Consider the following 22,945-nt stretch of genomic DNA (forward strand, 5'->3'; position numbering starts at 1 on the left):
TTTCAATTAAACATATCCAATCACAATCATCATTTTGTTACTTTCAGCGAAAGGTTCCCCTTCACCGTCCGGTAGAATTGATATTGCAGTCCGTTCGCTTCTGCCGTCACCTTTTCACCGTCTTCTCTGTTTAACATGACACGTTCATAATCGTTATAAATGACATACATAATATAACCGCCAAGTCCGACTTTTTCAATGTCACTTAACGGGATTTCAAGGACGTACCGCCCGTCTCCCAGTGACTGAACCGGAAACTGGTGGTGTACTTTCATGTTATCTCTGTGCTGAAACAGAATATATTGGGCATTATTTCTGTCCTGTCCGAACAAGCGGAACGTAACGGTGAATTTATGATCGGCGAACACCGCGCTTTCCGTTTCTCCGTGCATGCGAAGTTCGACCAGTTTATTTTCTTCATCCGTCAGCGGGCTTTCTAAATAAGCCAGCCCGTCTTGCGTCACGATGGTTTTATCGGGCTCTTTTTTGGACCAGCGGAACAGCTTTTCGACCTCATCATACCGTTTTTGAGTCAGCAGACGGAAGGCTGTTTTATGAATCGGATGAAAAAATGTCTCGGAAATATCGTATTTCGTCTTCTTTAACACATTCAGAATTTCATTGAATTTATTGTAGTAGGCTTCTTTGTTTTCGCTTTTCAGGAAGTGCATCCGATCGAAAAGGCGCGTAATGGAATCGAATTCGATCAGGCGGTTCATCGCCATCTTCTCTTTTTCAGTATCCAATTTTTTGTTCAGAATATACTTCATTACGGCTATGTTCGTGTCGGTTTTTTCCATTATATTAGTCTGCTTTGTCAGCGACTCATTATTGTCCATTCTGTTCAGATAATAGACCGGTTCGGTTGACGTTGAAATATCTCCGCACGCCAAAAGAACATCCATAAAAAATTGCTTATCTTCAGCAAATTTCATTTCCGGATATCTGATATCATTATCTTTTAGAAATTGTAAGTTCATCATTCTTGCCCGCGGGCCGAGATGATAGAAAATATGCCGGATTGAAAAAGGCGATACCTTCGCTCTGTTCAGCGAAGACTCATGTTTCCCGATCGTTTTTTGACCGTTCACCTGCATTTCGATCGTTTTTCCGACCGCATAATTTACCTGATCTCTTTCGAGCATGTCGAATAAGATTTTAACTCCGTTCGGCGCAAACCAATCATCTGCATCCAAAAATGTAATGTACTTCGCATTTGCCAGCTCAATTCCCAAGTTTCTCGGATAAGCCGGGGTTCCCGTGTTGTCTTTCAAAAAGACGACTGTAATATTTTCATACAATTCGGCGTACTCAGTCAGGATGTTTCTGGAATCATCAGTAGAGCAATCATCGACCAGAATTAAAGAAATATGCTGAAAGCCGATGTTTTGAAGGATCACTGAATCAACTGTTTTCCTTACATATTCTTCTGCATTATAAACAGGAACGACTACCGCTACCTTCTTCTCTTCCGCCAATGCTTCTTTGTTTAAAATGGTATATTCGCGTTCTTCTACGGACGGCTTGGACTCTTTTTTATTCAACTTAAAAAAGTTACTAAGATTCATCTTTAAATTCTCCTCTTATTGTCTAGCTTTTTTTCAAAAGCGCATAACAAATATAGCGAAAATAACCTTATATTACAAGAAGTACTCCCTATCCGGAGGGAGTACTTCTTTATCATCTGTATATCCGAATGTTTCAATTACACCCCGGCAATTTCTTTTTTAATCTGTGTGGTGGAAATGCCTTCGGTTCTAGGGAGGTAGATGACTTCGCATTGATCTTTAAGGAAATCGAATTTGCCTTCCCAATCGTCTCCCATTACGAACACGTCGATGTTGTGATCCGCTACGTCACGTACTTTTTGATCCCAGCTGTTTTCCGGAATGACTTCGTCGACATAACGGATCGTTTCCAGAATCAGCTTTCTGTGTTCATAGCTGTGGTAGGCCTTTTTTTGTTTTTGCAGGTTGAACTCGTCTGTTGAGATGGCAACAACAAGGTAATCTCCAAGCTGCTTTGCGCGCTCAAGCAGTTTAATATGACCCCAATGCAGTAAATCAAACGTACCGTAAGTAATGACCTTCTTCATGAAACAAAAGCTCCTTTCTATCATCATACGTATAACAAGCAACTGCCCTGAAATGCTGCGCAGCTGTATCCTTAATCACTAAAGTGCCAATTTCGTACTCATGGAACCTCATTATATCACATAGCCCTGAAAAGGTTAAGCCAATGTAAAACGAAGTTAAAATCCACTTATTAACAAATGTTATTACAATAGGAGTTTAGCAGGGTTTTTGCGCGTATGATTAAAGAAATTGTTATCTTATTTATATTTTTGTAAAACTATTGTTAAGTTTATCTGAAGGTATTATGTTAAAATAAAGCTTAGCCTAAGTCACGAAAAAGTGAAAGAAAATCCCGTACAAAAAGGAGGACGGCAGATGCAGACTGAAATGGTGCACAACCTTTCTTATGTTAATGGAAATTTACAGGAGTTTATTTCATATTTAGACACTTATTATATCGCACAAAAGCAAGGAGCCGTCATTGCGACGGTCAATCCTGAGATCGGATACGCTGCGGCGAAAGACAAAGGTTATCATCAAGTCATTTCATCCGCGGATTTCGTCCTGCCGGATGGTATCGGCGTCGTGTTAATGTCACGTTTGACGCAGCACCCGCTGAAATCAAGAATTGCGGGATTCGATGTGTTTCTTGCGCTGCTCGGCCTCGCAAACCGGCAGTCTAAAAAAATATTTTTATACGGAGCTAAACAAGACGTGCTTGACGCCGTTTTGAACCGGATCAGCAAAGAGTATCCGAATATTGAGGTTGTCGGAGCCAGCAACGGTTATGAAGCGGATAAACGCTTCGTCGCCAAACAGATTTCCCGGGCGAAACCCGATCTCGTGTTTGTCGCCTTAGGATATCCCCATCAGGAACAATTTATTTATGAATACAAACATCTTTTCCCTCAGGCTGTATCGATCGGTTTGGGCGGAAGCTTTGATGTGTTCAGCGGAACGGTGAAACGCGCCCCTGAATGGATGATCAAAACGAATCTGGAATGGCTGTACAGACTGGTGACGAATCCGTGGAGATGGAAAAGGATGCTGAACATTCCGAAGTATGCTTTTACCGTTTTGAGAAATAATAAATCAAATAAAAGCCTGTATTCCAAGCAGGCAGAAGATCAAACGAAACAGCTTTAAACAAATAAAACAGCAAAAGAGATTGGTAATCTATGAACCTGCGATCTTTATTCGCCGCTTTTTATTCTATATATCTGTCTGTTCTCGGCGTTTTGTTCAAGCCTGTAAAGCCCAAGAACCATCTGACCCTGCTGGTATCTTTTGAAGAGAATGCGCAGGCTCTCATCCGTTCTTACAAAGCGCACGCTGAATCGCTTTCTTATGAAGTGACGGTTTTGTATACGAGACACGCCGTCAGTCTGAAAAAAGAGCTGGAAGGTATCGGCTCTTTTTATCTGAACGAAAAACATCCGCTGCATCTTTTGAAGGCTGTTTTGATCCTTTTTAAGAGCAAAGTGGTGATAACGGATAACTATTTCCTCATGACAAGCGTCTTAAACCGCCGGCCGCAAACGACATGCATTCAGGTGTGGCATGCGAACGGCTCTTTGAAAAAGTTCGGCCTTGAGGATGTGACGAATCAAAACCGCCCGGCATCAGACATCAGCCGTTTTAAAAAAGTGTACCGTTCGTTTGACTTTGTCACCGTCGGCTCAGACGCGATGGCTGACGTTTTTAAAAAGTCGTTCGGCATACGGGACGGCCAGCTGTTAAAAACGGGTATCCCCCTGACTGACGTCTATTATGAAGAACACAAGCCCGAACTGAAGCACAAATGGCCGAAAAAAATCATCTTGTACGCACCGACATTCAGGGATTATGATATGCAATCCTTTCGGCTGCCATTCACCGAAGAACAGCTCACAAACGCGTTAAACGGAGAGTATATGCTGCTTGTAAAGCTTCATCCTGCCGTTTTGCATCAGATTTCGGCTTCGTTTGAAAGCGAATTGATCAAGAACGTGTCTGACATGCGTCTTCATGATCTCTTGAAAGCCGCCGATATTTTAATTACGGATTACTCTTCCGTGCCTTTTGAATTCGCGCTCTTAAATAAACCGATTTTCTTTTTCACGTATGATCTGGAGGAATATGATCAAAAACGCGGTTTAATCGACAATTATACGTCCGTCATTCCCGGAAAGGCTTGTCATGACAGCGAAGCCCTTCTGGAGGAAATGACGAAAAAGCCATTTCGTGCAGAAGAAATGAAGCGGTTCTCGGACAAATGGAATATGTATTCAGATGGGAATTCGAGTGAAGCGTTATTGAAATTTGCGGAAACAAAAATGAAAAATTGTGCTGAAGCGCCTGCCTGAATCCGACGGCGGGTGTTTTTTGCATGAAGAAAGGGCTGAAGCATACACTTCAGCCCTTTTTTTATACTTTCATATACACGGGAACATCATAGTAAAGCGTATAGTCATCCAGCAGTGAGTATAAGCTGTACATGCGGTTTACCTGCTTATACGCCCAGCCGATGTCTGTCGCATACTGATGGGCCGCAGCTGGAGACCATCTCATTTTATACAGCGTATCCTGCTCGTATGAAGGATTGTGAATATAAGACGCACCGATAAATTGGGCTCCGCCGATAATCGCGGCTTCCGGAGTAAACCAGCCTTGATTATACGCGTATTGTGCGCCGTAGTAATTCGGGTTGCTGTCATAAGCCCCGATGCCGTACATGTTGTAAACCTTTTTACCATTATACATAATGCCGTTCGCAAGTTCTGACGTGCCATTGCCCGTTTCAAGCAAAGCATGCGAAATCAAATACACTTCATTGATGCTATATTTGCCGGCAGCTGTAATAAAGGCCTGGCCTTTCCCTGTCAGTATTCCTTTATTGACCAGCACTTTTTGATTCAGTTCCGATGCGTTCAGTCCGGCTGTCTGAGAGAGCTTCAAAAATTGAAAGTAATACTTGCTGTCTTGTGCGAAGTGAGCCGGATTGACATACTGCCCGACTTCGTCACTGCTGGCGTTTCTCCAGCCCATGCTGAGTTTGGCCCAGCCGTTTGTCTGGCCTGTGATGCTGACTTTATCGCCTTTTTTCAACTGCCCGATAATATTGCCGGAGCTGACTTCCGGGGTTGACCGGACGTTCAGGACGTCGGCTGTGACCGTTCCGGAGGCCGTATTGATGTACGTAAGCGATGCATAAGCCGCGGCATCAGTCTGCGGGCTGACTGTCATTTGTTTTTTGACCATATCTGCCAGCGAGATGTTGTAATTGGTATTCATGATTTGCGGTCCGTTTTTTATTTTCAGAATAGCCATCGTCCATCCGTACAGCTTTTTCAGCTTTTGGGAGGCGGCGTCCGCTGACTGCGCTCCCGTGAATTGATCGCGAATGCGGAGTTCATAAACCGGATGGCTTTCACTCGTATAGCCGGCCTGTAATTGTTTGGCGCTGAAAAAGCTCATGCTTTTATTTAAAACGGTTTTACTGCTGAATGTTTCGGTTTTGATGACGTATTGTGCAGAGCCGGTTTTCCCCGTCTCCTTCACAGTGCCGGCCGCTTTGTTTTGCTTGAAAAAAGCAGTCACGCGGTCAATGTCTTCCTTCTTAAGCAGCGGTGCCGTTTCAATTCTGAATTGTGTATACGCCGCTTCACCTGTTTTCTGTGCGGAGGCGGATACTTTTTTCCCTTTAAAAAAATCCAGCGATTGATTGATCTTTGCCGTATCAAGCAGTGATTCGGTTGTGACTTGGTACGTTGTGTCCGTCTGCTTGGATATCGTTTTTGAAATGGCAGTCAGTTTATATCCCGCCAGCAGATTCAATCCTTTTTTTATCTTCGACTGGTCTGCCGTCTGCTGAGAAAGCAGCTGATATTCGTTTTCTGCTGTTTTTCCCGCCGCTGTTCTTGCCGTCTTTACATGCTGCTGGCGGAAAAACGCCTCCGTTTGATCTGCCTTTGCAGCGGTAAGCTGCCCTGCCGTGATCCGGTAAACGGACACCGATGCTGTCTTTTTGACAGGCGATGCGTCGCAATGCCATTTTTTCTTTTTAAAGAAAGCTTGCACGCTTTGCAGCTGCTTAGCCGTCAGTCCGCTCATCACGGCCGTGTAATTATTTTTCTTGCCGGCTTTTTGATAGCTTCCGCTGACGCCCGTATTCTTCTTGATTTGGGTGATAGCATTTTGTACGGCGCTTACTCCATTAAAATATCCTGACTGCACGTTATACACGGTTGCTGTTTTGCTTTGGGTATACTTTTGAACGTTCCCTTTGACGCCCGTTTTCTGCTGCAGCTGTTTCACTAAACCTGCCGCATTATTTGCATTTGAAATGTCAGAGGCTGTCACGGTGATATTCGGACTGGCCTTTGCCGTGACTTTCAGCGACGACTGCAATCCTGTTTCCTTTTGAAAATCAGTTTGAATTTGAGCGGCTTTTTGATCGCCGGAGATTGTTCCCGATTGGATCTGAAACCGGGCTGTTTCCCGTTTGATCTGACGGTATGACGCTTTCACGCCCGTCTGCTTCGTCAACGCTTGCGAGAGCGCTTTTGCATCCGCATCGGCCGCCATCTCAGAAGTCACGACCTGCATATACGGCTGTTTTGTCCCCGCCGGCTTGACGGAGCCGGTCACGCCCGTTTTTTTCGTCAGTTCGGCAAGAAGATTTTTCGTCTGCCGCTCGTCTGATAGAACGCCTGATGTGACGGTCACGTAAGGCTGTTTGCTTCCGCTTGCGCTGTAAGTGCCGGCCACGCCCGTCTGCTTCGTAAAATCTTTCAGCACGGTTTTCGCATCCGTTTCATCGTGTAAGCCTGAAGCTGAGATTTGATAAGTGAGCGGCGCATTTCCGGCTTTCTTTGCGTCAGCCTGCCACCCCGTATCCTTTTTCAATTTCGCTGCCGCTTGAAGCGCCTCGTTCTCAGAAGCAAATTGCTGCTTCGTTTCCAGCTCGTAAACGGAGTAGTCGCTGTATGCGGCCTCGGCGGGCTGTGTAACGGTGCTAAAGACAAGGAAAACGGCGGACAATAACATAGGTGCAACGAATCTCTTTTTCATTCCTTCTCCTCTTTCTGATTCAATTGGTTTCTATCAAACTAGTTTATTTATCGGCCCGCTTTCTTCATTTTTACAGAGAGAAATCATCCAATTATCCAAATAAAAAAAACTTAATCCCAGAGCTGGGATTAAGTTTGGTTTTATATATGAGAAACGATGATCGTGCAATCTCCGTTTATCGTAAAGTCAGGCATCTGATCCGGCAGTATGAAATGCGCGCCTTTTTCAAGCTTGGCGGACTTGCCTTCAAAGATGATGGAGCCGCTTCCTTCTGTGACGCTGCACAGCATAAACGGAGCGTCCTGGGTCATTTCCGCCGTCCCGCTGATATCCCATTTGTATACAGAAAAATATTCTCCCTGCACAAAGGTTTTAATGGTGACGCCTTTTCTCGTTTCAGTTGATTCATCCAAAAATCCGTCCACATGAGGAACGGTGGCGGCGTTGACGGCATCGCGGATATGCAGCTCACGCGCCCCGCCGTTTTGATCTGTACGCCCGTAATCATATATCCGGTAGGCGGCGTCTGAATTCTGCTGTATTTCCAGCACGAGCGCCCCGGCGCAAATGGCATGGATGGTTCCGCTCGGCACATAATAAAAATCGCCGGGTTTGATCTTCACGCGGCGCAGCAGGCCTTCCCAGTCACCGCTGTTAATCATGGTGACAAGTTCCGCTTTCGAACGGGCCGTATGACCGTATATGATTTCCGCATTTTCTTTACAGTCAATAATGTACCAGCACTCAGATTTCCCCGTTTCGCCCTGTCCATGCTCCTCGGCGTCATAATCGTCAGGATGGACTTTAACGGACAGATGATGTTTGACGTCCAGTATTTTCGTCAGCAGCGGAAACCGGTCCCCTTCCGTTCCGCCGAATAATTCTCTATGCTGATCCCACAGTTCCATCAAGGTTTTCCCTTGATACGGACCGCTTTTGACCGTGCTCATTCCGTGCGGATGGGCTGATATCGCCCAGCATTCGCCGGTTGTTTCTGAAGGTATGTCATATCCGAATCGTTCGCGTAATAACGTGCCGCCCCATATTTTTTCTTTGCATACAGGCTGTAGAAAAATCGGCTCTTGCGTCATGTTCGTTCCCCTCCCCTTAAAAAGCGGCTCATATCCCATTCCCCCTGTGTCTTTTTTAAAACACGGAGAGCCGCGGTTAAAAACAATATGTATAAAATGGCTGACCTGCTCATTATACCATTCGGATGGGGCGGAATGCTCAGTCATTTCCTATTCCAGAATAAAATGCCTTGTTTGTCGCAAATTAAAATAACTGATGGAAAAGGGGGGAACATTATGACGATCCATGCGGAGCTCGGCAAAAACCTTGAAGCGCTGAAAAAACGGATCGGCCAAAGCGATGACATGATGTTTTATTCGTTTACGTACGGAAACGGCAAATGTGACGCCTGTCTTATATATATAGACGGACTGACCGACAATCAATTGCTTGCGGAATATATTATTTCGCCCGTGCAGGCGGCCGCCCTGCATCAAGAGGATCCGGCTGAAATACCGCCGTCATCCATCTCTTTCGGCTATCGTCACACCCGGCTTTCTTCACTTAAGGACGCGGAGGCAGACATTTTTTCCGGCAAATCGGTTTTGCTGGCGGAGGGATGGGAGGAAGCCCTTTCGTTTGAGACGGAAACATTTAAAATGCGTGATATTGAAGAACCGGCTTCAGAAGTGCTTGAACGGGGGCCGAGAATAGGTTTTGTCGAAAAGCTCCGAACGAACACGGCGCTTTTGCGCGAGCAGTCCGGTGATCCCAACCTCCAGATCAAAGAGATCACACTCGGCGAACGGACAAAAAAGCGGATCGCCGTTGCCTACATTCGGGATATTGCGCCTGATGATGTTGTAAAAGAAGTGATGAAAAGACTGGATTCGATCACCATTGATGACATTCCGGAATCAGGAACGATCGAGCAGCTTATTGAAGATAACACGTATTCCATTTTCCCGACCGTCTTGACGACCGAACGGCCCGACCGGGTTATGGGCGCTCTTTTGGAAGGAAGGGTCTCCATTCTTGTAGACGGAACGCCTTTTACCCTTTTGGTGCCGGCTACCATTGATGAATTTATCCACTCACCTGACGATTATAATCAGCGGTGGGTTCCGGTTAACTTTCTCAGGCTGCTTCGGTATACATGCATTTTAATCACGATTTATTTACCCGGCCTTTACATATCGCTCGTTACGTTTCACACGGGGCTTTTACCGACGAGAATGGCGGTGACGATTGCCGGAAGCAGATTGAATGTTCCGTTTCCCCCTTTTGTTGAAGCGTTTATTATGATTTTTACGATTGAGATGATCAGAGAAGCCGGACTCAGGCTGCCGAAGCCGATCGGACAGACGATCGGCCTGATCGGGGGCGTGGTGATCGGGCAGGCCGCCGTTCAGGCGAACATCGTCAGCGCGATGATGGTCATTATCGTATCCGTTACGGCATTGGCTTCTTTTACGGCGCCCTCCTATGCGTTCAATTTTCCGCTGAGACTCATCCGTATTTTTTCGATGATTTTGTCGGCGATATTAGGTTTATACGGACTGATCATGTGTTATCTGCTTGTCGTCGGCCATCTGATGCGCCTGAAAAGCTTCGGCCAGGACTATCTTATTCCGATCATGGCGCAGCCGGGACAGGACTTAAAAGATACGATCGTCAGACTGCCGACGCCTCTTTTGAAAAAACGGCCGACCAGAAAAGAGACGAAAGATAAAATCAAGCAAAGGTGATCACCATGAAAAAACCGGAAGACAAGCTGTCGTTTATGCAGACACTTCTCATGGTAAGCGGAACAATGATCGGAGCGGGCGTGTTAACACTGCCGCGCTCCGCCGCAGCAGCGGACAGTCCGAGCGGATGGATCATTATTCTTGTGCAGAGTCTCGTGTTTATCGGCATCGTCCTGCTCTTTATGCCGTTTTTGCAGAAAAACAGCGGGGAAACCATTTATGAGCTGAATCAAAGCATTATGGGACGCGCCATCGGTTCTCTTCTGAATTTATTCATCAGCTGTTATTTTGTCGTCACCGTCTGTTTTCAAGCCCGTTTTCTCGGTGAGGTCATCAATTACTTTTTACTGAAAAATACGCCGATGGGTGTCGTTATATTCATCTTTCTGGCGGTCGGCATCTACCATGTCACCGGCGGGGTGTATCCCATTTCAAAACTCTATGCTTATCTCTTTCCGATTGCGATCGTCATTCTGATTGTGCTGCTCATATTCAGCCTGAGACTGTTTAAGCTGGATTTCGTCCGCCCGGTCTTGGATGGGGGCTACAAAAGCTTTTTTGAGCTGTTTCCGCGGACCCTTCTGTATTTTTCAGGACTTGAGGTGATTCTTTATCTGGTGCCGTTTATGAAAAATCCGAAGCAGGCGAAAAAGGCTGCCGTCTTCGGCATCGCATGCGCAGGCTTATTTTACAGCTTTACGCTGCTTGTCGTAATCGGCTGTATGTCGATCGCTGAAGCCAAAACAGTGACATATCCGACCATTTCCCTGATTCACGCCTTGGAAATCCGCGGTATTTTCATCGAAAGGTTTGATATCTTTCTTTTAATTACGTGGACATGCCAGCAGTTCACCTGTATGCTCGGTTCTTTTAAAGGAGCGCATCTCGGATTAAACACCATTTTCAAACTGAAAAATAAAAACAATGCCTGGCTGCTGGGGGGCTTATTGGCAGTGACATTCGGCCTTTCAATGTACCCCGATGATATCAACAGTGTGTTTGCATTCGCGAATATTCTCGGATATGCGTTTTTTGCCGTCATTATGATTCCTTTTCTCATCTGGTTTGTCAGCTGGATGAAAAAAATAGCCGGGAGGAAACAGACGTCATGACACATTTCGTAAAATGGGCGGCGGCGCTTTTCATACTGATGACGCTTTCAGGGTGCTGGGACGCGAAGGAAGTCGAAAAGCTGTCTTTCGCCCGGGGACTGGCGATAGACGAGACGAGTGACCGCCGATATAAATTAACCTATCAAAACCTGCTGCCCCAAAGTGAAAACAGCCAGGCTTCCGGCCGGCCCGTGTTTGTCAATGTGACGTCGCGGGGGGATACCATTCTTGAAGCCGTCAGTGAAGTCGCTTTAAAAGATCCGCCCGTTTACAGCGATCATTTAAAAGTGCTGATATTCAGCGACAAATTGCTGGCCGACCAAAATATACTGCAGATGATGAATCATTTTATCCGCGATGATGAATTAAGGCGGAGCAGCTATCTCTTCGCGGCAAGAGGCAAAGCGTCCGATATTCTGACGGAGCCGACGCCGAATCAGCAGCAGCCCATGCCCGCGGAAAAGCTGATCGACCTTACGAACAACGGTGGCTATAACGGGAAGATTTTAAAACCGCTCCGAATCGGGAGAGCTTCGATTTACTGCCATAATAAACTCAGTTTTCTCATTCAGGCCGTCAGCAATCAAAAAGGAAAAACGGTGTATGACGGAGCGGCCATTATCAAAAACGCAAAACAAAACAGATTGGCGGGCTTTCTGTCATCATACGAAGTACAGAGCCTGAATTGGCTGACGGGGACGATACGGGGCGGCGTGCTGCCCGCTTTGGATAAAGGGGGGCACCCGATTACCTTCGAGATCAAAAAATCAACATCCTCCATCACCCCCCTGCTGAAAAACGGGAAGCTGTCATTTCATGTAGCGGTGAAAACAAAAGGCCTTTTGTCAGAGGATCAATATGCCGGAGAAGATTCATTCGATCAGCACTATTTAAACGGGCTGGAAAAGATTTTCGAAAAAAAACTGAAAAGCGATATGAAAGAAGTCATCGATAAGCTGCAGAATCAATATGAAACGGACCCTGTCTTCTTTTCTGACAGAGTCCGCATTCAATATCCCGACTATTGGAAGAAAGTGAAGCACCGCTGGGATGAGACCTTCTCCGAAGCGGCCTTTGACTATGATGTTTCCATTCAGATTACCAACTTCGGAACGATGGGACGGTAGCCTTCAGCGTGTTTTTTCGACACGGAGGAGAATCTGATAAATCCGGCTTTGTTCGGGCAGCTGTGTCACCGGAAATTGCATCGATTGCGCCATTCGTGTGATTTCCTGTAAAAACAGCTGCACCCGCTCATCCACGTGAACATACGTATAGGACTGCTTTTTCACGTCAAATGTCTCTTCCGGAAAGAGCGTGTGCACCGTCTGCGGCGTAAAAAACCGCAAGTGGGTGCGGTCGAGAATACCGGCGTCTCTGTATGTCCAGTCACCGAGCAGAAGCGGGAACAGCGCTTCGGCGTGGGAAATATTCGGAATGCTGCAAACGATTGATCCGGCAGGCGACAAATAGGATGAGTACGTTTCAATGACGCGCCACGGGTCTTTTAAGTGCTCAAGGATGTCCGCGAAAATGATGCAATCAAAAAAGCCTTCCGGATAAGGCAGCTTCACTTTTTCGACATCTTCCTGCAGCACCGCTTCATAATGACCTTTTGCCGCTTGCGCCGCCAGCGGGTGCAGTTCTATTCCGTACAGTTCGCAAGGCTGTCTGTTTTGAAGTTCCAGCCCCGTAGCTCCCGCACCGCAGCCGACATCAAGTATCCGTTTCGCCTCCCGGGGAACGAGCTCCGCAATTTCCGGTCTCGGATGAGTAAAGTACGTAAAATCAGTGCCCCATTTTTCCGTAAAACGCTGGCGGTTCTCCGAATATAACTGATTGATATTGATATCCTGATTAGCCGTAAACGTCGCATGCCCGTGGTGATGCACAAAGGCATCGAGAGCGATGTGCAGGCTGTAGCCTTTTTGCAGGGCGCGCAGACATAGGTCATCATCTTCAAAAGAACCGTATCCGAATTGCTCATCGAACGGGCCGATGTCTTCAATGACGCTTCTTTTCACCAGAAGACAGAAGCCGACAAGGCGCAGCACCCGCTTTGTATGATGCTTTTCCCGTGCGCAATATGCCTCCGCGAATGACTCCAGCTCATCAAGCGATTGATACGCATCATGGATCATTTGCGCGCCGCTGACATAGTTGCTGACGGGCCCGACCATACCGGTTTTTTCAGATTGATACAGCACCCTCAGCATGGAGGTGAGCCAATTTTTCGTGACCATCGTATCGTTGTTCAGAAACAGCAGATTTTCTCCCCCTGCCGCTTCGATTCCCTGGTTGCACCCCTTGGCGAACCCGAGGTTTTTTTCATTAAGGATAACTTTGACGTCAGGCAGATTTGATATGTATTCTCTCGTTCCGTCTGAGGAACCGTTGTCAACTATAATCAGTTCAATCTTATCTTTGTCGGTGTATCGTTCAATGCTGGCCAGACATTTTTTCGTCAGCTCAAGTTCATTATATGTAAGGATAATAATACTCGTTTTCACCGGCATCCCCGCCTTTATCGTGACTTTATACAACGTATGACATATCCCCGTCATTTATGTGACCGGGCGCCCGCTCGGCATCCGTTTTGAGGGGCCGGTGAATAACCGCCCCCCTAAAACTGAATATTACGGATGAACTGTCCGCCGATTTGATTCTGATCCCGAGCCTCCGTTACGGCTTTTCAGATCCTGCTCAATTTCTTCAAGGCTTTTCCCCTTCGTCTCGGTCACTTTAAACCGGACGAACAGGAATGCCAGTATCCCGATCGCGGCATAAATGAGAAATAAATAGCTGATGCCGACTGCTTCCATTAACATCGGATAGGTTAATGAGACAATCAATGTTCCGGCATGCAGCATCAAAGTGGAGACACCCGTCCCGATCCCCCGGACATGCAGCGGGAATAATTCAGGAAGCATGACCCACACGGCAGGCCCCCAGCTGACCGCAAACACAATGATAAACAGGCCTAAACAAATCACCGTTGTCCATGATGCGGCTGCTGAATGTTCAAAGAAAAGATTGACCGCAGCCAATACGAGCAGACTGATGACCATGCCCGCATTTCCGGCCAGCAGCAGCGGCTTCCGGCCGATCTTATCAATGACTTTAATAGCCGCAAGCGTCATGATGACATTGACGGCGCCGATTCCGACCGTTCCCAATATAGACGCGGAATTGCCGAACCCGACACTGGTAAATGTTTTCGGTGCGTAATAAATAATTGTATTTGTCCCGATGAATTGCTGCAAAAAGGCAAGTCCGAGGCCGGCAATCAGCGCGGGTCTCACCCACGGCTCAAACAATTCTTTCAAGCCGCCTTCGTTTTCCTTTTCCGCTTCTTTCATCTGATCAATCTCATCATCAATATTCTTCGTTCCCCGCAATGATGAAAGGATTTCTCTTGCTTTCTCTTCTTTGCCGATCGTAAACAGCCAGCGCGGGCTTTCCGGCATAAATAAGATTCCGATCAGCAGAATGACTGACGGCACAACCGCAAGTCCAAGCATCCAGCGCCAAGCGCCTGCATCGGCAAATATATAGTTCACGATATAAGAAACGAGGATTCCGACCGTAATCATCAGCTGATTCAGCGAAGAAAGCGCCCCCCGTTTATGCTTCGGAGCCAGCTCCGATAAATAGAGCGGGACGATCGTTGTAGATGTTCCGACAGCAAGTCCGAGAATAATCCGGAAAAGAACCATCACCCCTGTATTCGGGGCAAAAGCGACTCCTAAACCGCCTATACAAAACAGCAGCGCCGCTCCCATGATGGCCTTCCGCCTGCCGAACCGGTCGGTCAGTTTGCCGGCGAATCCCGATCCGAGAATCGCCCCCGCCAATAACGAACTGACGACGAGGCCTTCTGTAAAGGCGTTCAGTCCCAGTTCTTTTTTCATAAACAAAATAGCTCCGGAAATGACCCCGGTATCATATCCGTATAACGCGCCGCCGAGTGCGCCGAAAAAATAGAGCCATTTATTCGAGTGTATGCTTTTCATGTTATATAGACTCCCTTCATCCAACGCTGTATCCGCGCGGAATTGTTCTACTGCTTCTTTTGCCTGTTTCCGATTGTTTCAAACCTTCCGCACCGTTAATATCCATTATTTTACTGATTATTTTTTACAAAGCGACGAAACATTTCCCGCTTCCTGCCGTCCAATATAATGTGAACCTGATGCAAAAATAACAGGAGATGTTGTCGAAATAGAGAGAAAGATTTAGAATTTTCTCATTTGCAGAGTTGCTCCAAGTCAACAATTATGGTACGCTTCACAAAGAATAGAAACGAGAGGTAATGATATGGAAGAACGATCTCAACGCAGAAAAAAGAAAAGACGCCTCAGAAAATGGGTGAAATTTGTACTGGTATTCGCCGCTTTCTTATTGGTGATCGCCGGTTCCGTCGGCACCTACGCATTTGTGAAATTGAATAATGCGACCAAAGAAGCGCACGTCAGCCTTGACCGCGGCGACCAGTCCGTAAAACGGATCAAAGAATTTGACCCGAAGAAGGATTCTTTCACCGTATTGCTTTTAGGAATAGACGCCCGGGACAATAAGGGCGAATCAGTAGATGACGCAAGAAGTGACGCCAATGTGCTCGTCACCTTCAACCGGAAAAAGAAAACAGCGACGATGCTCAGCATTCCGCGGGATTCCTATGTCAACATCCCGGGACACGGCTATGACAAATTCGCGCACGCACATGCTTACGGCGGTTATAATTTAACTTATAAAACAGTAGAAAACATGTTTGATATTCCGGTAGATTATGTGGTTGAGAGCAACTTCGACGCGTTCCGCGATGTCGTCAATGAGTTGAACGGCGTTACGGTAAATGTGAAAAGCCAGAAAATTGCCGATCGTATTAAAGTCGATACAAAAGGAAAAGTCGTGCTGAAGCCGGGCGTCCAGACGCTTGACGGTGAGCAGGCACTGGCTTATGTAAGAACACGCAAAGCGGACACCGATCTGATGCGCGGACAAAGACAGATGGAAGTGCTGAGCGCCATTATTAAAAAATCTAAATCGTTAAGCTCGATCCCATCGTATGACGATATCGTCGACAGCTTAGGGAAAAACTTGAAAATGAACTTATCTCTTAATGACGCCATCGGTCTGTTCCCGTTTATCACATCGCTGAAATCGGTGAATTCTTTGCAGCTGACAGGTTCAGACAGCTACATTTACACTCCTCAGTACGGCAAAAATATTTATTACTTCAAGCTGAATGAGGAAAACCTTCAAGAAGTAAAAACGAAATTAAAAAATGATTTAGACGCGTAAGATGTCACGGCGGGATTAGCAAATCCCGCCGTTTTTCTGTTGAAAAAAAGGACATGAAGGTATAGCCTTTTAACTGACGGCTTTCTGCTGATTTCGCACAAAGCTGAACATACTACATGAAGCAGCTTTATTTTTAAGGAGGGCATCCATACATATGAAATTGATAGCCATTGACTTAGACGGCACATTACTGAATTCGGACAGTGTGATTTCTCCGGAAAACAGAGCGGCTTTACAAAGAGCGGATGAAGCGGGCATTCTCGTGGCCATCTGCACGGGCAGAGCCACGTTTGATGTAAAAGCGCTCTTAAAGGATTTGGATATTCCGATCATTGCGGCAAACGGCGGGACAGTCCATGACAAAGGATACCGCCTCGTCAGCCGCCTCTTAATGGATCAGCAGGCCGGAAAGGATATCGCCGCTTATTTAACGAACAAAGACATTTACTTTGAGGTCTATACAGATGATCATCTGCTGTCCCCGTTTGACGGCGAGTCCAAACTGCAGGCAGAACTGGACATTCTGAAAAGCGCCAATCCCAAGGAAGATATTCAGACATTATGGGAGGGCGCAAAGACGCAGTTCAAACAATTCGGCATTAAACCCGTGCAGGATATACAGGCGATTTTTAACGGAGACGAACATGTTTACAAGCTTCTTTGTTTCTCTTTTGATATGGAAAAACTGAGAAACGCCAAAGAAGAAATTACACATCATCCGAAATTATCCCAGACATCTTCCGGGAAACACATTATCGAAATCCTCCCTGCCGGTTCCGGAAAGGGACGTGCTCTGACGGAGCTTGCCTCACTGTACGGAATTGAAAAACAGGATATTTACGCCATCGGCGACAGCCCGAATGATTTCTCCATGTTTGAAGCGGCGGGAAACCGCATCGCCATGGGCAATGCGATTGATGAACTGAAGGAAAAAAGCACGTATATTACAAAAAGCAACGATGAAAACGGCGTCGCATATTTCATCAACCGGCTTCTCGACAACGATCAATAAAAGGCAAAAGCCAGGTCTTTCACGGCCTGGTTTTTCATGTTCCCAAAAAAGAAATTCCCAAAAATGAAAATAAATTGTAAGATAAAGAAAAAAGGAGTTTCATGATGTCAAATGCAATCGCTATTATAGGATGTTTAGCTTTTCTCTGCGCAGTCGGATACGGAATATTCCATCTCATATGCAAAGCGGCAAAAAAAGAAAAACATTTTTCAAAAAAGCTGTTTTGGCCCCTTCTTATCGGCGGATTTATCCTGCTTCTGACCGGCGCCTCCCTCGCAGAACCGGACGCCTCGGCCGAGAAGGCAGAGGAGAAATACAGCACCCTTGATACCGCTTATCAAAAATTGACGAAGGAACACCAGGCGCTTGAGAAAAAATATGAAAGCATCAGTGCCGCGGCCGAAAAGGAGAAATCCGAAGCCGAAGCCGGCAATGAAGAAAAACTCAGCAAACTCAGCCAAGAGATAAGTGAGCTGAAAAAAACAAACAAATCACTCAAACAAGACAATGAGAAATTAAAAAATTCACAAAAGAAGCTCGAAAAGACCGCTGAAACGCTTCAGTCAGAAAATAAAACTTTAAAGCGGCAGAAAGCAGAAACAAAAACATCCGAAAACGCGGAAACGGCGCAAAACAACGCCCCTTCCTCCGGCGGACATGCCGAAACGAAAGCAGCCGGCACCTCACAGGGATGCGACATTAAAGGCAGCCGGAACGGCATTTATCACACGCCGGGAAGTACATACTACGACCGGACGACAGATCCCGCGGAAATGTTCTGTTCCGTAGAGGATGCGGTAGCGGCCGGATACAGAGCGCCGAAACGGTAAAAGAAAAAGACGTCAGAGACACTCTCTGACGTCTTTTTTTACGGAAGCCGGATGCCGCCCGCATATTTGTCCTTCCAATAAGCGCTTGTGTTCATATTTGTTATGGTAACGCCTGCGGACACGGTGGCATGAATCACTTGTCCGTTCCCGATATAAATGGCCGGATTCAGGCTTTCCGCTTTAAAGAAGACCAGATCGCCGGGCTTCAGATCTTGTTTATCGACCGGAACGCCCGCCTGCATCTGCTTGTCCGCATAACGCGGCAGGCTGATTCCTTTCGCTTTTTGATAGATGTATTGAACAAATCCCGCCGTATCAAAGCCGGTTTCCGGTGAAACGCCGCCTTTCAGATAAGAAATTCCGATATGATCGGCCGCTGTGGACACAACGGGATTTTCTTTAGAAATGGCTAAATTGCTGAATCGGCGCACCCCCGTAAAATGTTTTTTCCAGTAATCTTCCGACAAGTAAGAAATGGTGACTTTTGCGGAGCGGCTCGCTTGGATGAATCTTCCCTCTCCCGCATAAATGCCCGCATGGGAAATTCCTTTTTTATACGTGTCGCTGAAATAAATCACGTCCCCAGGCTTTATGTCGCTCAGTTTGATTTTCTCACCGACCAGCCACTGCTGTTCCGCAGATCTCGGCAGGTAAATGTGAAGCTTGTTTTCAAAAACATATTGGACCAGCCCCGAACAGTCGAATCCCTCCTCGGGCGTGCTTCCGCCGAATACATACGGAATGTCGAGGTAACGGGCTGCCTCCTGAACGATCGGATCATCAGCCAGTTCCGGATCTTTTGTAATCCGCTTTGCGCCAAGATATAAATTCATCCAATAACTGCTTTTTTGAAAGCGTGTGACGGTTACGCCTTCTGACGGAGAACTGTGTATCATCTCTCCGTTTCCAATATAAAGACCGTCATGGACGGGCGCGTTTTGTGCGGAATCCGACTTTTTGAAAAACACAAGATCTCCCGGTAAAAGGTCATTTTCTTTGACGGCGGCTCCGACTTTCCATTGATCACTGACCGTTCTCGGCAGATGGATGTTCTGCCTGCTGAAAAGATAATGCATCAATCCGGACGGATCAAAACCGTCCTCAGGCTCTTCGCCTCCGTAAACATATTTATTTCCGACAAGTTTTTGCGCGTCTGAAACCATCAGGACAGAAACTTGAGAATCCGCTTCAGCAATTTCCGTTCTCGTTACTGCAGGTGCCACAAGACAAATCATAAGGCCGGCAAGGATGTACTTCCTCCAGCTTGTGAGCATGTTTTCTATTCACTCTCCTCATTTTTAGTAGTTTTTACATCGGTAACTTTTAACAAATGTTTAGGAGAGCACACAAAAAAAGAATGCCCGTTATGGGCATTCTTTACTGGATTCGGAACAAACAAGATGCCAGCAAGCGGAATCATGCGTTTATTTTGCGCTCGCTGTGTCCTCTTGCTGAATTTTTTGCATTTCCGTGTCAATTTTTTGTTTTTCCTGATCTGTGAGCTGATCATTGTATTTAAACGCTGACATAAACATAAATACCATAATGATCGCGGCAAACGGCCATCCCGCTTTAATGATTTTCATTTGTTTTTCACTCCGCTTTCTTTTTTAAGATATCGCTGTGATCCACATCAAACGTTAATTTTCCATCCTTGACGCTCCAATCGAAATTCGATTCTTTCGTCAGTTCACGTACGATCGTTTTATGATTGATGCTGCCTTTTTTAACCGGTGCAGGCGTTGCTTCATGAATATTCATCGGCGTGACTTCAAAGCGTCCCGTGCCGTTTTTCTGCAGATGATATTGAACAAGCGCCGTGTCTCTCGTTCTTGTCCACCCCTGGTCGAATACGAAGTTGCCCAGGCTGTAGAAAATAACGGTGCCGTGGTACATTTCGATCGGTTCTAGCACGTGCGGATGGTGTCCGACGATAATATCCGCTCCGGCATCTGACATTGCTCTTGCCAATTGGCGCTGTCTGTCATTCGGATCATTATCGTATTCCTGTCCCCAGTGTGTTTGAACAATGACAAGATCGGCTTTCTTTTTGGCTTTAGAAATCATCGGAATAAACAGCTCTGGATCGGCCGGAAGCACACCCGGCGCATTTCGTTTAGCTGCAAAGCCTTTTCCGGAAACATCAGTGAAACCCAGTGTTGCGATTTTGATTCCGTTTACATCTTGATAAGAAATGTTCTGCTCGGCTTCCTTCAGCGTGAGGCCCGCGCCGACAAGTTCAAGATTTTGCTTTGAAAACTCTTCAACCGTATCCCGCATTCCTTGAGGGCCGTAATCCATCGCATGGTTGTTGGCTGCCGTGAGAACGGTGAAATTCATGTCCTTCAATACTTTTACGGCATCTTTGTTTGACTGAAGGTGGATATTTTTTTCTGCTTCTTTGTAGTTCTTTTTATATGTAACCGGGTTTTCAAAGTTCCCCGACACATAGTCGGATGCTTCGAAGAATGGCTTTGCGTAACGGAAGACACTCTCCGTGCCTTTATGCTTTGTCACTTTCTCGACATTCCGGCCCATCATAATATCTCCGACGAATGAGGCTGATACGAGGTCATCGGCATTTCTTTTCACACTCGGCGTTTCCGCCTTCCCTGTCAGGATGCAGACGAACATCAGGCAAAAGACGATCGGCAGCGCGATAAAAACGTGAAGATTGGTCTTCTTTTTCTGCTGTTTGGTCAGCTTCAGCAGTTTTTCTTGAAAGCTTAATTGTTTTTTCATCGTTTGACACACCTTACATTAGATTAAGTAGTAAGCAAACATAATGGCAAAAGTTGCGCCGCTTAAGAACAGCGTGCTGGCAAATGTAATCGTTAATCCCTGTTTTTGAATGGTATTGGCGATCAGACCCGGTACGATGATACCGATTCCGCGGAATTCTGATATCTCAAACGGTACGATCGGGTAAAGGAAATCAAGGGCGATTTTTAAGCAGATTCCCGTTATCAGCATAGCTGCAAATTTTCTGCGTCCGTACAAAATCATAAATCTGGATAAACCGTATTTGACGATCACGTATGTAAGAAGACTTACTAACAATACGAGTAAAATAAAGACCGGCTGGTTAAAAACGAGCCCTAAATAACCCGGCACGACTAAACCGGCAGGTACGATACCTGTTTTTTCCGCGAAAATTAAACTGATTAACACGCCTAAAATAAGTGAGATGTATAAATCTGATCCGAACATTTATCCTTTTCCTCCTAGCTAACGAGCTGTTTCACCTTATACTCTTGAATTTTTTCAATTAATGGTTCCGCTGAACCGTGGATATTGCCGACGCCATATATGACACGGTTTTGCATTCTTGTTTTCAGCACGTCCATGATTTCGTCTGTTGATTTATATTCCAGATCGTGCAGTGTATCGGCAGGAATCTTGCCTTCTTCATAAGCTCTGACGATCGGTTCTGTCGTCTCGCCGATGAGTATGAGTTCCTTCGTTTTAATGTACGGAAGCACGTCGTTTGCGAACTGAATCGTTCTGTCCACACGGTCGGCGCGGCAGTTCATGATAACGATCGGTTCATCTGTCGGGTAGCCGATTTCCTTTACACGTTTCCATATATTCAAAGTAGAAGATGCATCATTTGCGGCAAAGCCGTTTACGAAATGACCGGGCTCCTTCGTGCTGAGCAGCGGCAGGATTCTCATGGCGCCAGGATCAGGCGGCGCATTCAGCATTCCTTTAAACGCCGTTTCTTCATCTATCCCAAGAGCCTGAGCAACGCCGAGCGCAAGGGAAGCGTTATCAGGAAAGACCATATATTCAAATTTACGAAGGTATTCATCTGTAATTTTAGAGTTATCCGCAATAATGACCTCGGTATTCCGCTCTGCGGCTTTTTCTTTAAAGAAGTCTGTGTATTCACTGTCTGTAATGACAAGGTGACCGTTATACGGTATCGTCGCGGTAAATGCTTCAGCGATTTCATCAAGCGTCGGCCCCATGACGTCCATATGGTCTTCAAGCACATTCACGATGACGCCGATGTTGGCTTGAAGGAGTTCTTCCTGAAAGATAATCTGATAATCCGGGTTTACCGCCATACATTCACTGACAATGGCATTGGCGCCCCGTTCTACGGTTTCCTTCATTACTTCTTTTTGCTCGCCGATATTCGGGCCCTGCGGTTTCCGTTTGATCGGTTTCTCCTCAGGTGTATCCCAATAAATCATCCTTGCATCTGTTCCCGTCGTTTTTCCGACTGTTTTGTAGCCCGCCTCCATCAGTATTCCGGTCGTCAGCCTCGTTACGGTTGACTTTCCGCGGATACCATTAATATTGACGCGTACTGGCAGAGCATCGATATTCTTCTGATGCCGCCTTTTTTCAATGATTCCGATGATTAGTACGGCAGCACAGGCTATAATGAGTAACCACATTGATTTTTGACATCTCCTTCTGTATTGATAAATTCATTCATCAGTATATAGCTTCACTATGAATTCTCAATCGGCATTATGTAACATAATGTTCCCGCTTTCACTGAGCCAAACTTCTCTATTAGTGACGCTATTCTTCCTATTATCGAATTGCTTTTTTTGGGAATAGGCAGGACTTCAACCTTACTTCAATTTTTCAAAAGAAAAATGAATGCGTTTACATTTACGCACAGAAATTCATTTGGACCAATGGAACTATTCGCGTTCCGGAAGAAAAAGATGTAATGATAATCCATCTTTTCCAGCCCGTTTGTATCAGCGTTTTTCGCACTGCGCATACGTTTCGGGACTCTCTGTCCGCTGTGTGCAGACTGCCTGTTTTGTTAAGGATAAGG

19 protein-coding genes are annotated in these 22,945 nt (G+C 46.1%); 8 read left to right on the forward strand and 11 right to left on the reverse strand.

The features are described 5' to 3' along the window. Positions 1 to 29 precede the first annotated feature (29 nt). Both OTK50_RS12485 and tagD read right to left on the reverse strand, forming a co-directional pair. Positions 30 to 1,568, reverse strand: a complete 1,539-nt coding sequence (locus tag OTK50_RS12485; RefSeq protein WP_224223866.1) for a glycosyltransferase family 2 protein — start codon at positions 1,566 to 1,568, stop codon at positions 30 to 32. A gap of 137 nt (positions 1,569 to 1,705) precedes the next feature. Further along, positions 1,706 to 2,095 (reverse strand): glycerol-3-phosphate cytidylyltransferase, encoded by a 390-nt coding sequence (tagD, locus tag OTK50_RS12490; RefSeq protein ID WP_003151361.1) that lies wholly within the window; start codon positions 2,093 to 2,095, stop codon positions 1,706 to 1,708. A 355-nt stretch (positions 2,096 to 2,450) separates the two neighbouring features. On the opposite strand from tagD, the gene OTK50_RS12495 reads away from it, so the two are divergent. Further along, the gene (locus OTK50_RS12495) at positions 2,451 to 3,221 is read left to right on the forward strand and encodes a WecB/TagA/CpsF family glycosyltransferase (RefSeq protein WP_007407501.1); all 771 of its coding nucleotides are present in this window, start codon (positions 2,451 to 2,453) and stop codon (positions 3,219 to 3,221) included. Between the two features lie 32 nt (positions 3,222 to 3,253). Next, positions 3,254 to 4,420 (forward strand): CDP-glycerol glycerophosphotransferase family protein, encoded by a 1,167-nt coding sequence (locus tag OTK50_RS12500; protein ID WP_088461755.1) that lies wholly within the window; start codon positions 3,254 to 3,256, stop codon positions 4,418 to 4,420. Between the two features lie 61 nt (positions 4,421 to 4,481). On the opposite strand, the gene OTK50_RS12505 is transcribed toward OTK50_RS12500, so the two are convergent. Together OTK50_RS12505 and manA are read right to left on the reverse strand one after the other, a co-directional pair. Next, a complete protein-coding gene (locus tag OTK50_RS12505; protein ID WP_266121893.1) occupies positions 4,482 to 7,127 on the reverse strand; it encodes an N-acetylglucosaminidase in 2,646 nt (881 codons plus the stop codon). A gap of 140 nt (positions 7,128 to 7,267) precedes the next feature. Next, positions 7,268 to 8,218, reverse strand: a complete 951-nt coding sequence (manA, locus tag OTK50_RS12510) for a mannose-6-phosphate isomerase, class I (RefSeq protein ID WP_101563122.1) — start codon at positions 8,216 to 8,218, stop codon at positions 7,268 to 7,270. Between the two features lie 216 nt (positions 8,219 to 8,434). Between manA and OTK50_RS12515 the strand changes: the two genes are divergently transcribed. Genes OTK50_RS12515 through OTK50_RS12525 form a run of 3 tightly spaced genes read left to right on the forward strand, consistent with a single transcriptional unit; the run spans position 8,435 to position 12,125 of the window. After that, on the forward strand, positions 8,435 to 9,886 hold the full coding sequence (locus tag OTK50_RS12515; RefSeq protein ID WP_070082474.1) for a spore germination protein: 1,452 nt from the start codon (positions 8,435 to 8,437) through the stop codon (positions 9,884 to 9,886). A gap of 5 nt (positions 9,887 to 9,891) precedes the next feature. After that, entirely contained in the window at positions 9,892 to 10,998 is a 1,107-nt protein-coding gene (locus OTK50_RS12520) for a GerAB/ArcD/ProY family transporter (protein ID WP_025853554.1), read from the forward strand. Next, positions 10,995 to 12,125, forward strand: coding sequence for a Ger(x)C family spore germination protein (locus tag OTK50_RS12525; protein ID WP_025853555.1), 1,131 nt, complete (start codon positions 10,995 to 10,997; stop codon positions 12,123 to 12,125). Before OTK50_RS12520 ends, OTK50_RS12525 begins: the two co-directional genes overlap by 4 nt. A 3-nt stretch (positions 12,126 to 12,128) precedes the next feature. Here OTK50_RS12525 and OTK50_RS12530 read toward each other — a convergent pair whose 3' ends face one another. Together OTK50_RS12530 and OTK50_RS12535 are read right to left on the reverse strand one after the other, a co-directional pair. Further along, positions 12,129 to 13,541 (reverse strand): bifunctional glycosyltransferase family 2 protein/class I SAM-dependent methyltransferase, encoded by a 1,413-nt coding sequence (locus OTK50_RS12530; protein WP_079898229.1) that lies wholly within the window; start codon positions 13,539 to 13,541, stop codon positions 12,129 to 12,131. Positions 13,542 to 13,634: 93 nt separating this feature from the next. After that, complete coding sequence (locus OTK50_RS12535; RefSeq protein WP_025853557.1) at positions 13,635 to 15,011, reverse strand: sugar porter family MFS transporter; 1,377 nt, start codon at positions 15,009 to 15,011, stop codon at positions 13,635 to 13,637. A gap of 304 nt (positions 15,012 to 15,315) precedes the next feature. Here OTK50_RS12535 and OTK50_RS12540 point away from each other — a divergent pair, with 304 nt between their 5' ends. The 3 genes from OTK50_RS12540 (at position 15,316) to OTK50_RS12550 (ending at position 18,144) form a co-directional block, all read left to right on the forward strand. Then, positions 15,316 to 16,302, forward strand: coding sequence for an LCP family protein (locus OTK50_RS12540; RefSeq protein WP_003151348.1), 987 nt, complete (start codon positions 15,316 to 15,318; stop codon positions 16,300 to 16,302). A gap of 154 nt (positions 16,303 to 16,456) precedes the next feature. Continuing rightward, positions 16,457 to 17,314, forward strand: coding sequence for a Cof-type HAD-IIB family hydrolase (locus OTK50_RS12545; RefSeq protein ID WP_266121894.1), 858 nt, complete (start codon positions 16,457 to 16,459; stop codon positions 17,312 to 17,314). A 104-nt stretch (positions 17,315 to 17,418) separates the two neighbouring features. Beyond that, positions 17,419 to 18,144, forward strand: coding sequence for a membrane protein (locus tag OTK50_RS12550; RefSeq protein WP_032876089.1), 726 nt, complete (start codon positions 17,419 to 17,421; stop codon positions 18,142 to 18,144). A gap of 38 nt (positions 18,145 to 18,182) precedes the next feature. Here OTK50_RS12550 and OTK50_RS12555 read toward each other — a convergent pair whose 3' ends face one another. The 5 genes from OTK50_RS12555 to pgsB all read right to left on the reverse strand — a co-directional run bounded on the left by OTK50_RS12555 (position 18,183) and on the right by pgsB (position 22,550). Then, the gene (locus tag OTK50_RS12555; RefSeq protein WP_045209050.1) at positions 18,183 to 19,418 is read right to left on the reverse strand and encodes a C40 family peptidase; all 1,236 of its coding nucleotides are present in this window, start codon (positions 19,416 to 19,418) and stop codon (positions 18,183 to 18,185) included. 150 nt (positions 19,419 to 19,568) lie between these two features. Further along, positions 19,569 to 19,730, reverse strand: coding sequence for a hypothetical protein (locus tag OTK50_RS12560; protein WP_088461759.1), 162 nt, complete (start codon positions 19,728 to 19,730; stop codon positions 19,569 to 19,571). 7 nt (positions 19,731 to 19,737) lie between these two features. Continuing rightward, positions 19,738 to 20,886 (reverse strand): CapA family protein, encoded by a 1,149-nt coding sequence (locus OTK50_RS12565; protein ID WP_007614174.1) that lies wholly within the window; start codon positions 20,884 to 20,886, stop codon positions 19,738 to 19,740. 18 nt (positions 20,887 to 20,904) lie between these two features. Beyond that, on the reverse strand, positions 20,905 to 21,354 hold the full coding sequence (gene pgsC / locus OTK50_RS12570; RefSeq protein WP_003151340.1) for a poly-gamma-glutamate biosynthesis protein PgsC: 450 nt from the start codon (positions 21,352 to 21,354) through the stop codon (positions 20,905 to 20,907). A gap of 14 nt (positions 21,355 to 21,368) precedes the next feature. Then, on the reverse strand, positions 21,369 to 22,550 hold the full coding sequence (gene pgsB / locus OTK50_RS12575) for a poly-gamma-glutamate synthase PgsB (protein WP_003151337.1): 1,182 nt from the start codon (positions 22,548 to 22,550) through the stop codon (positions 21,369 to 21,371). Positions 22,551 to 22,945 lie beyond the last annotated feature (395 nt).

It is taken from the genome of Bacillus sp. NEAU-CP5, assembly GCF_026420705.1.
GTDB lineage: Bacteria > Bacillota > Bacilli > Bacillales > Bacillaceae > Bacillus > Bacillus velezensis.

What these genes read in the sequence shown, in the direction of transcription:
- OTK50_RS12485 (WP_224223866.1), bottom strand. Translation starts at nt 1,568, where the DNA reads ATGAATCTTAGTAACTTTTTTAAGTTGAATAAAAAAGAGTCCAAGCCG.
- tagD (WP_003151361.1), bottom strand. Translation starts at nt 2,095, where the DNA reads ATGAAGAAGGTCATTACTTACGGTACGTTTGATTTACTGCATTGGGGT.
- OTK50_RS12495 (WP_007407501.1), top strand. Translation starts at nt 2,451, where the DNA reads ATGCAGACTGAAATGGTGCACAACCTTTCTTATGTTAATGGAAATTTA.
- OTK50_RS12500 (WP_088461755.1), top strand. Translation starts at nt 3,254, where the DNA reads ATGAACCTGCGATCTTTATTCGCCGCTTTTTATTCTATATATCTGTCT.
- OTK50_RS12505 (WP_266121893.1), bottom strand. Translation starts at nt 7,127, where the DNA reads ATGAAAAAGAGATTCGTTGCACCTATGTTATTGTCCGCCGTTTTCCTT.
- manA (WP_101563122.1), bottom strand. Translation starts at nt 8,218, where the DNA reads ATGACGCAAGAGCCGATTTTTCTACAGCCTGTATGCAAAGAAAAAATA.
- OTK50_RS12515 (WP_070082474.1), top strand. Translation starts at nt 8,435, where the DNA reads ATGACGATCCATGCGGAGCTCGGCAAAAACCTTGAAGCGCTGAAAAAA.
- OTK50_RS12520 (WP_025853554.1), top strand. Translation starts at nt 9,892, where the DNA reads ATGAAAAAACCGGAAGACAAGCTGTCGTTTATGCAGACACTTCTCATG.
- OTK50_RS12525 (WP_025853555.1), top strand. Translation starts at nt 10,995, where the DNA reads ATGACACATTTCGTAAAATGGGCGGCGGCGCTTTTCATACTGATGACG.
- OTK50_RS12535 (WP_025853557.1), bottom strand. Translation starts at nt 15,011, where the DNA reads ATGAAAAGCATACACTCGAATAAATGGCTCTATTTTTTCGGCGCACTC.
- OTK50_RS12540 (WP_003151348.1), top strand. Translation starts at nt 15,316, where the DNA reads ATGGAAGAACGATCTCAACGCAGAAAAAAGAAAAGACGCCTCAGAAAA.
- OTK50_RS12545 (WP_266121894.1), top strand. Translation starts at nt 16,457, where the DNA reads ATGAAATTGATAGCCATTGACTTAGACGGCACATTACTGAATTCGGAC.
- OTK50_RS12550 (WP_032876089.1), top strand. Translation starts at nt 17,419, where the DNA reads ATGTCAAATGCAATCGCTATTATAGGATGTTTAGCTTTTCTCTGCGCA.
- OTK50_RS12555 (WP_045209050.1), bottom strand. Translation starts at nt 19,418, where the DNA reads ATGCTCACAAGCTGGAGGAAGTACATCCTTGCCGGCCTTATGATTTGT.
- OTK50_RS12560 (WP_088461759.1), bottom strand. Translation starts at nt 19,730, where the DNA reads ATGAAAATCATTAAAGCGGGATGGCCGTTTGCCGCGATCATTATGGTA.
- OTK50_RS12565 (WP_007614174.1), bottom strand. Translation starts at nt 20,886, where the DNA reads ATGAAAAAACAATTAAGCTTTCAAGAAAAACTGCTGAAGCTGACCAAA.
- pgsC (WP_003151340.1), bottom strand. Translation starts at nt 21,354, where the DNA reads ATGTTCGGATCAGATTTATACATCTCACTTATTTTAGGCGTGTTAATC.
- pgsB (WP_003151337.1), bottom strand. Translation starts at nt 22,550, where the DNA reads ATGTGGTTACTCATTATAGCCTGTGCTGCCGTACTAATCATCGGAATC.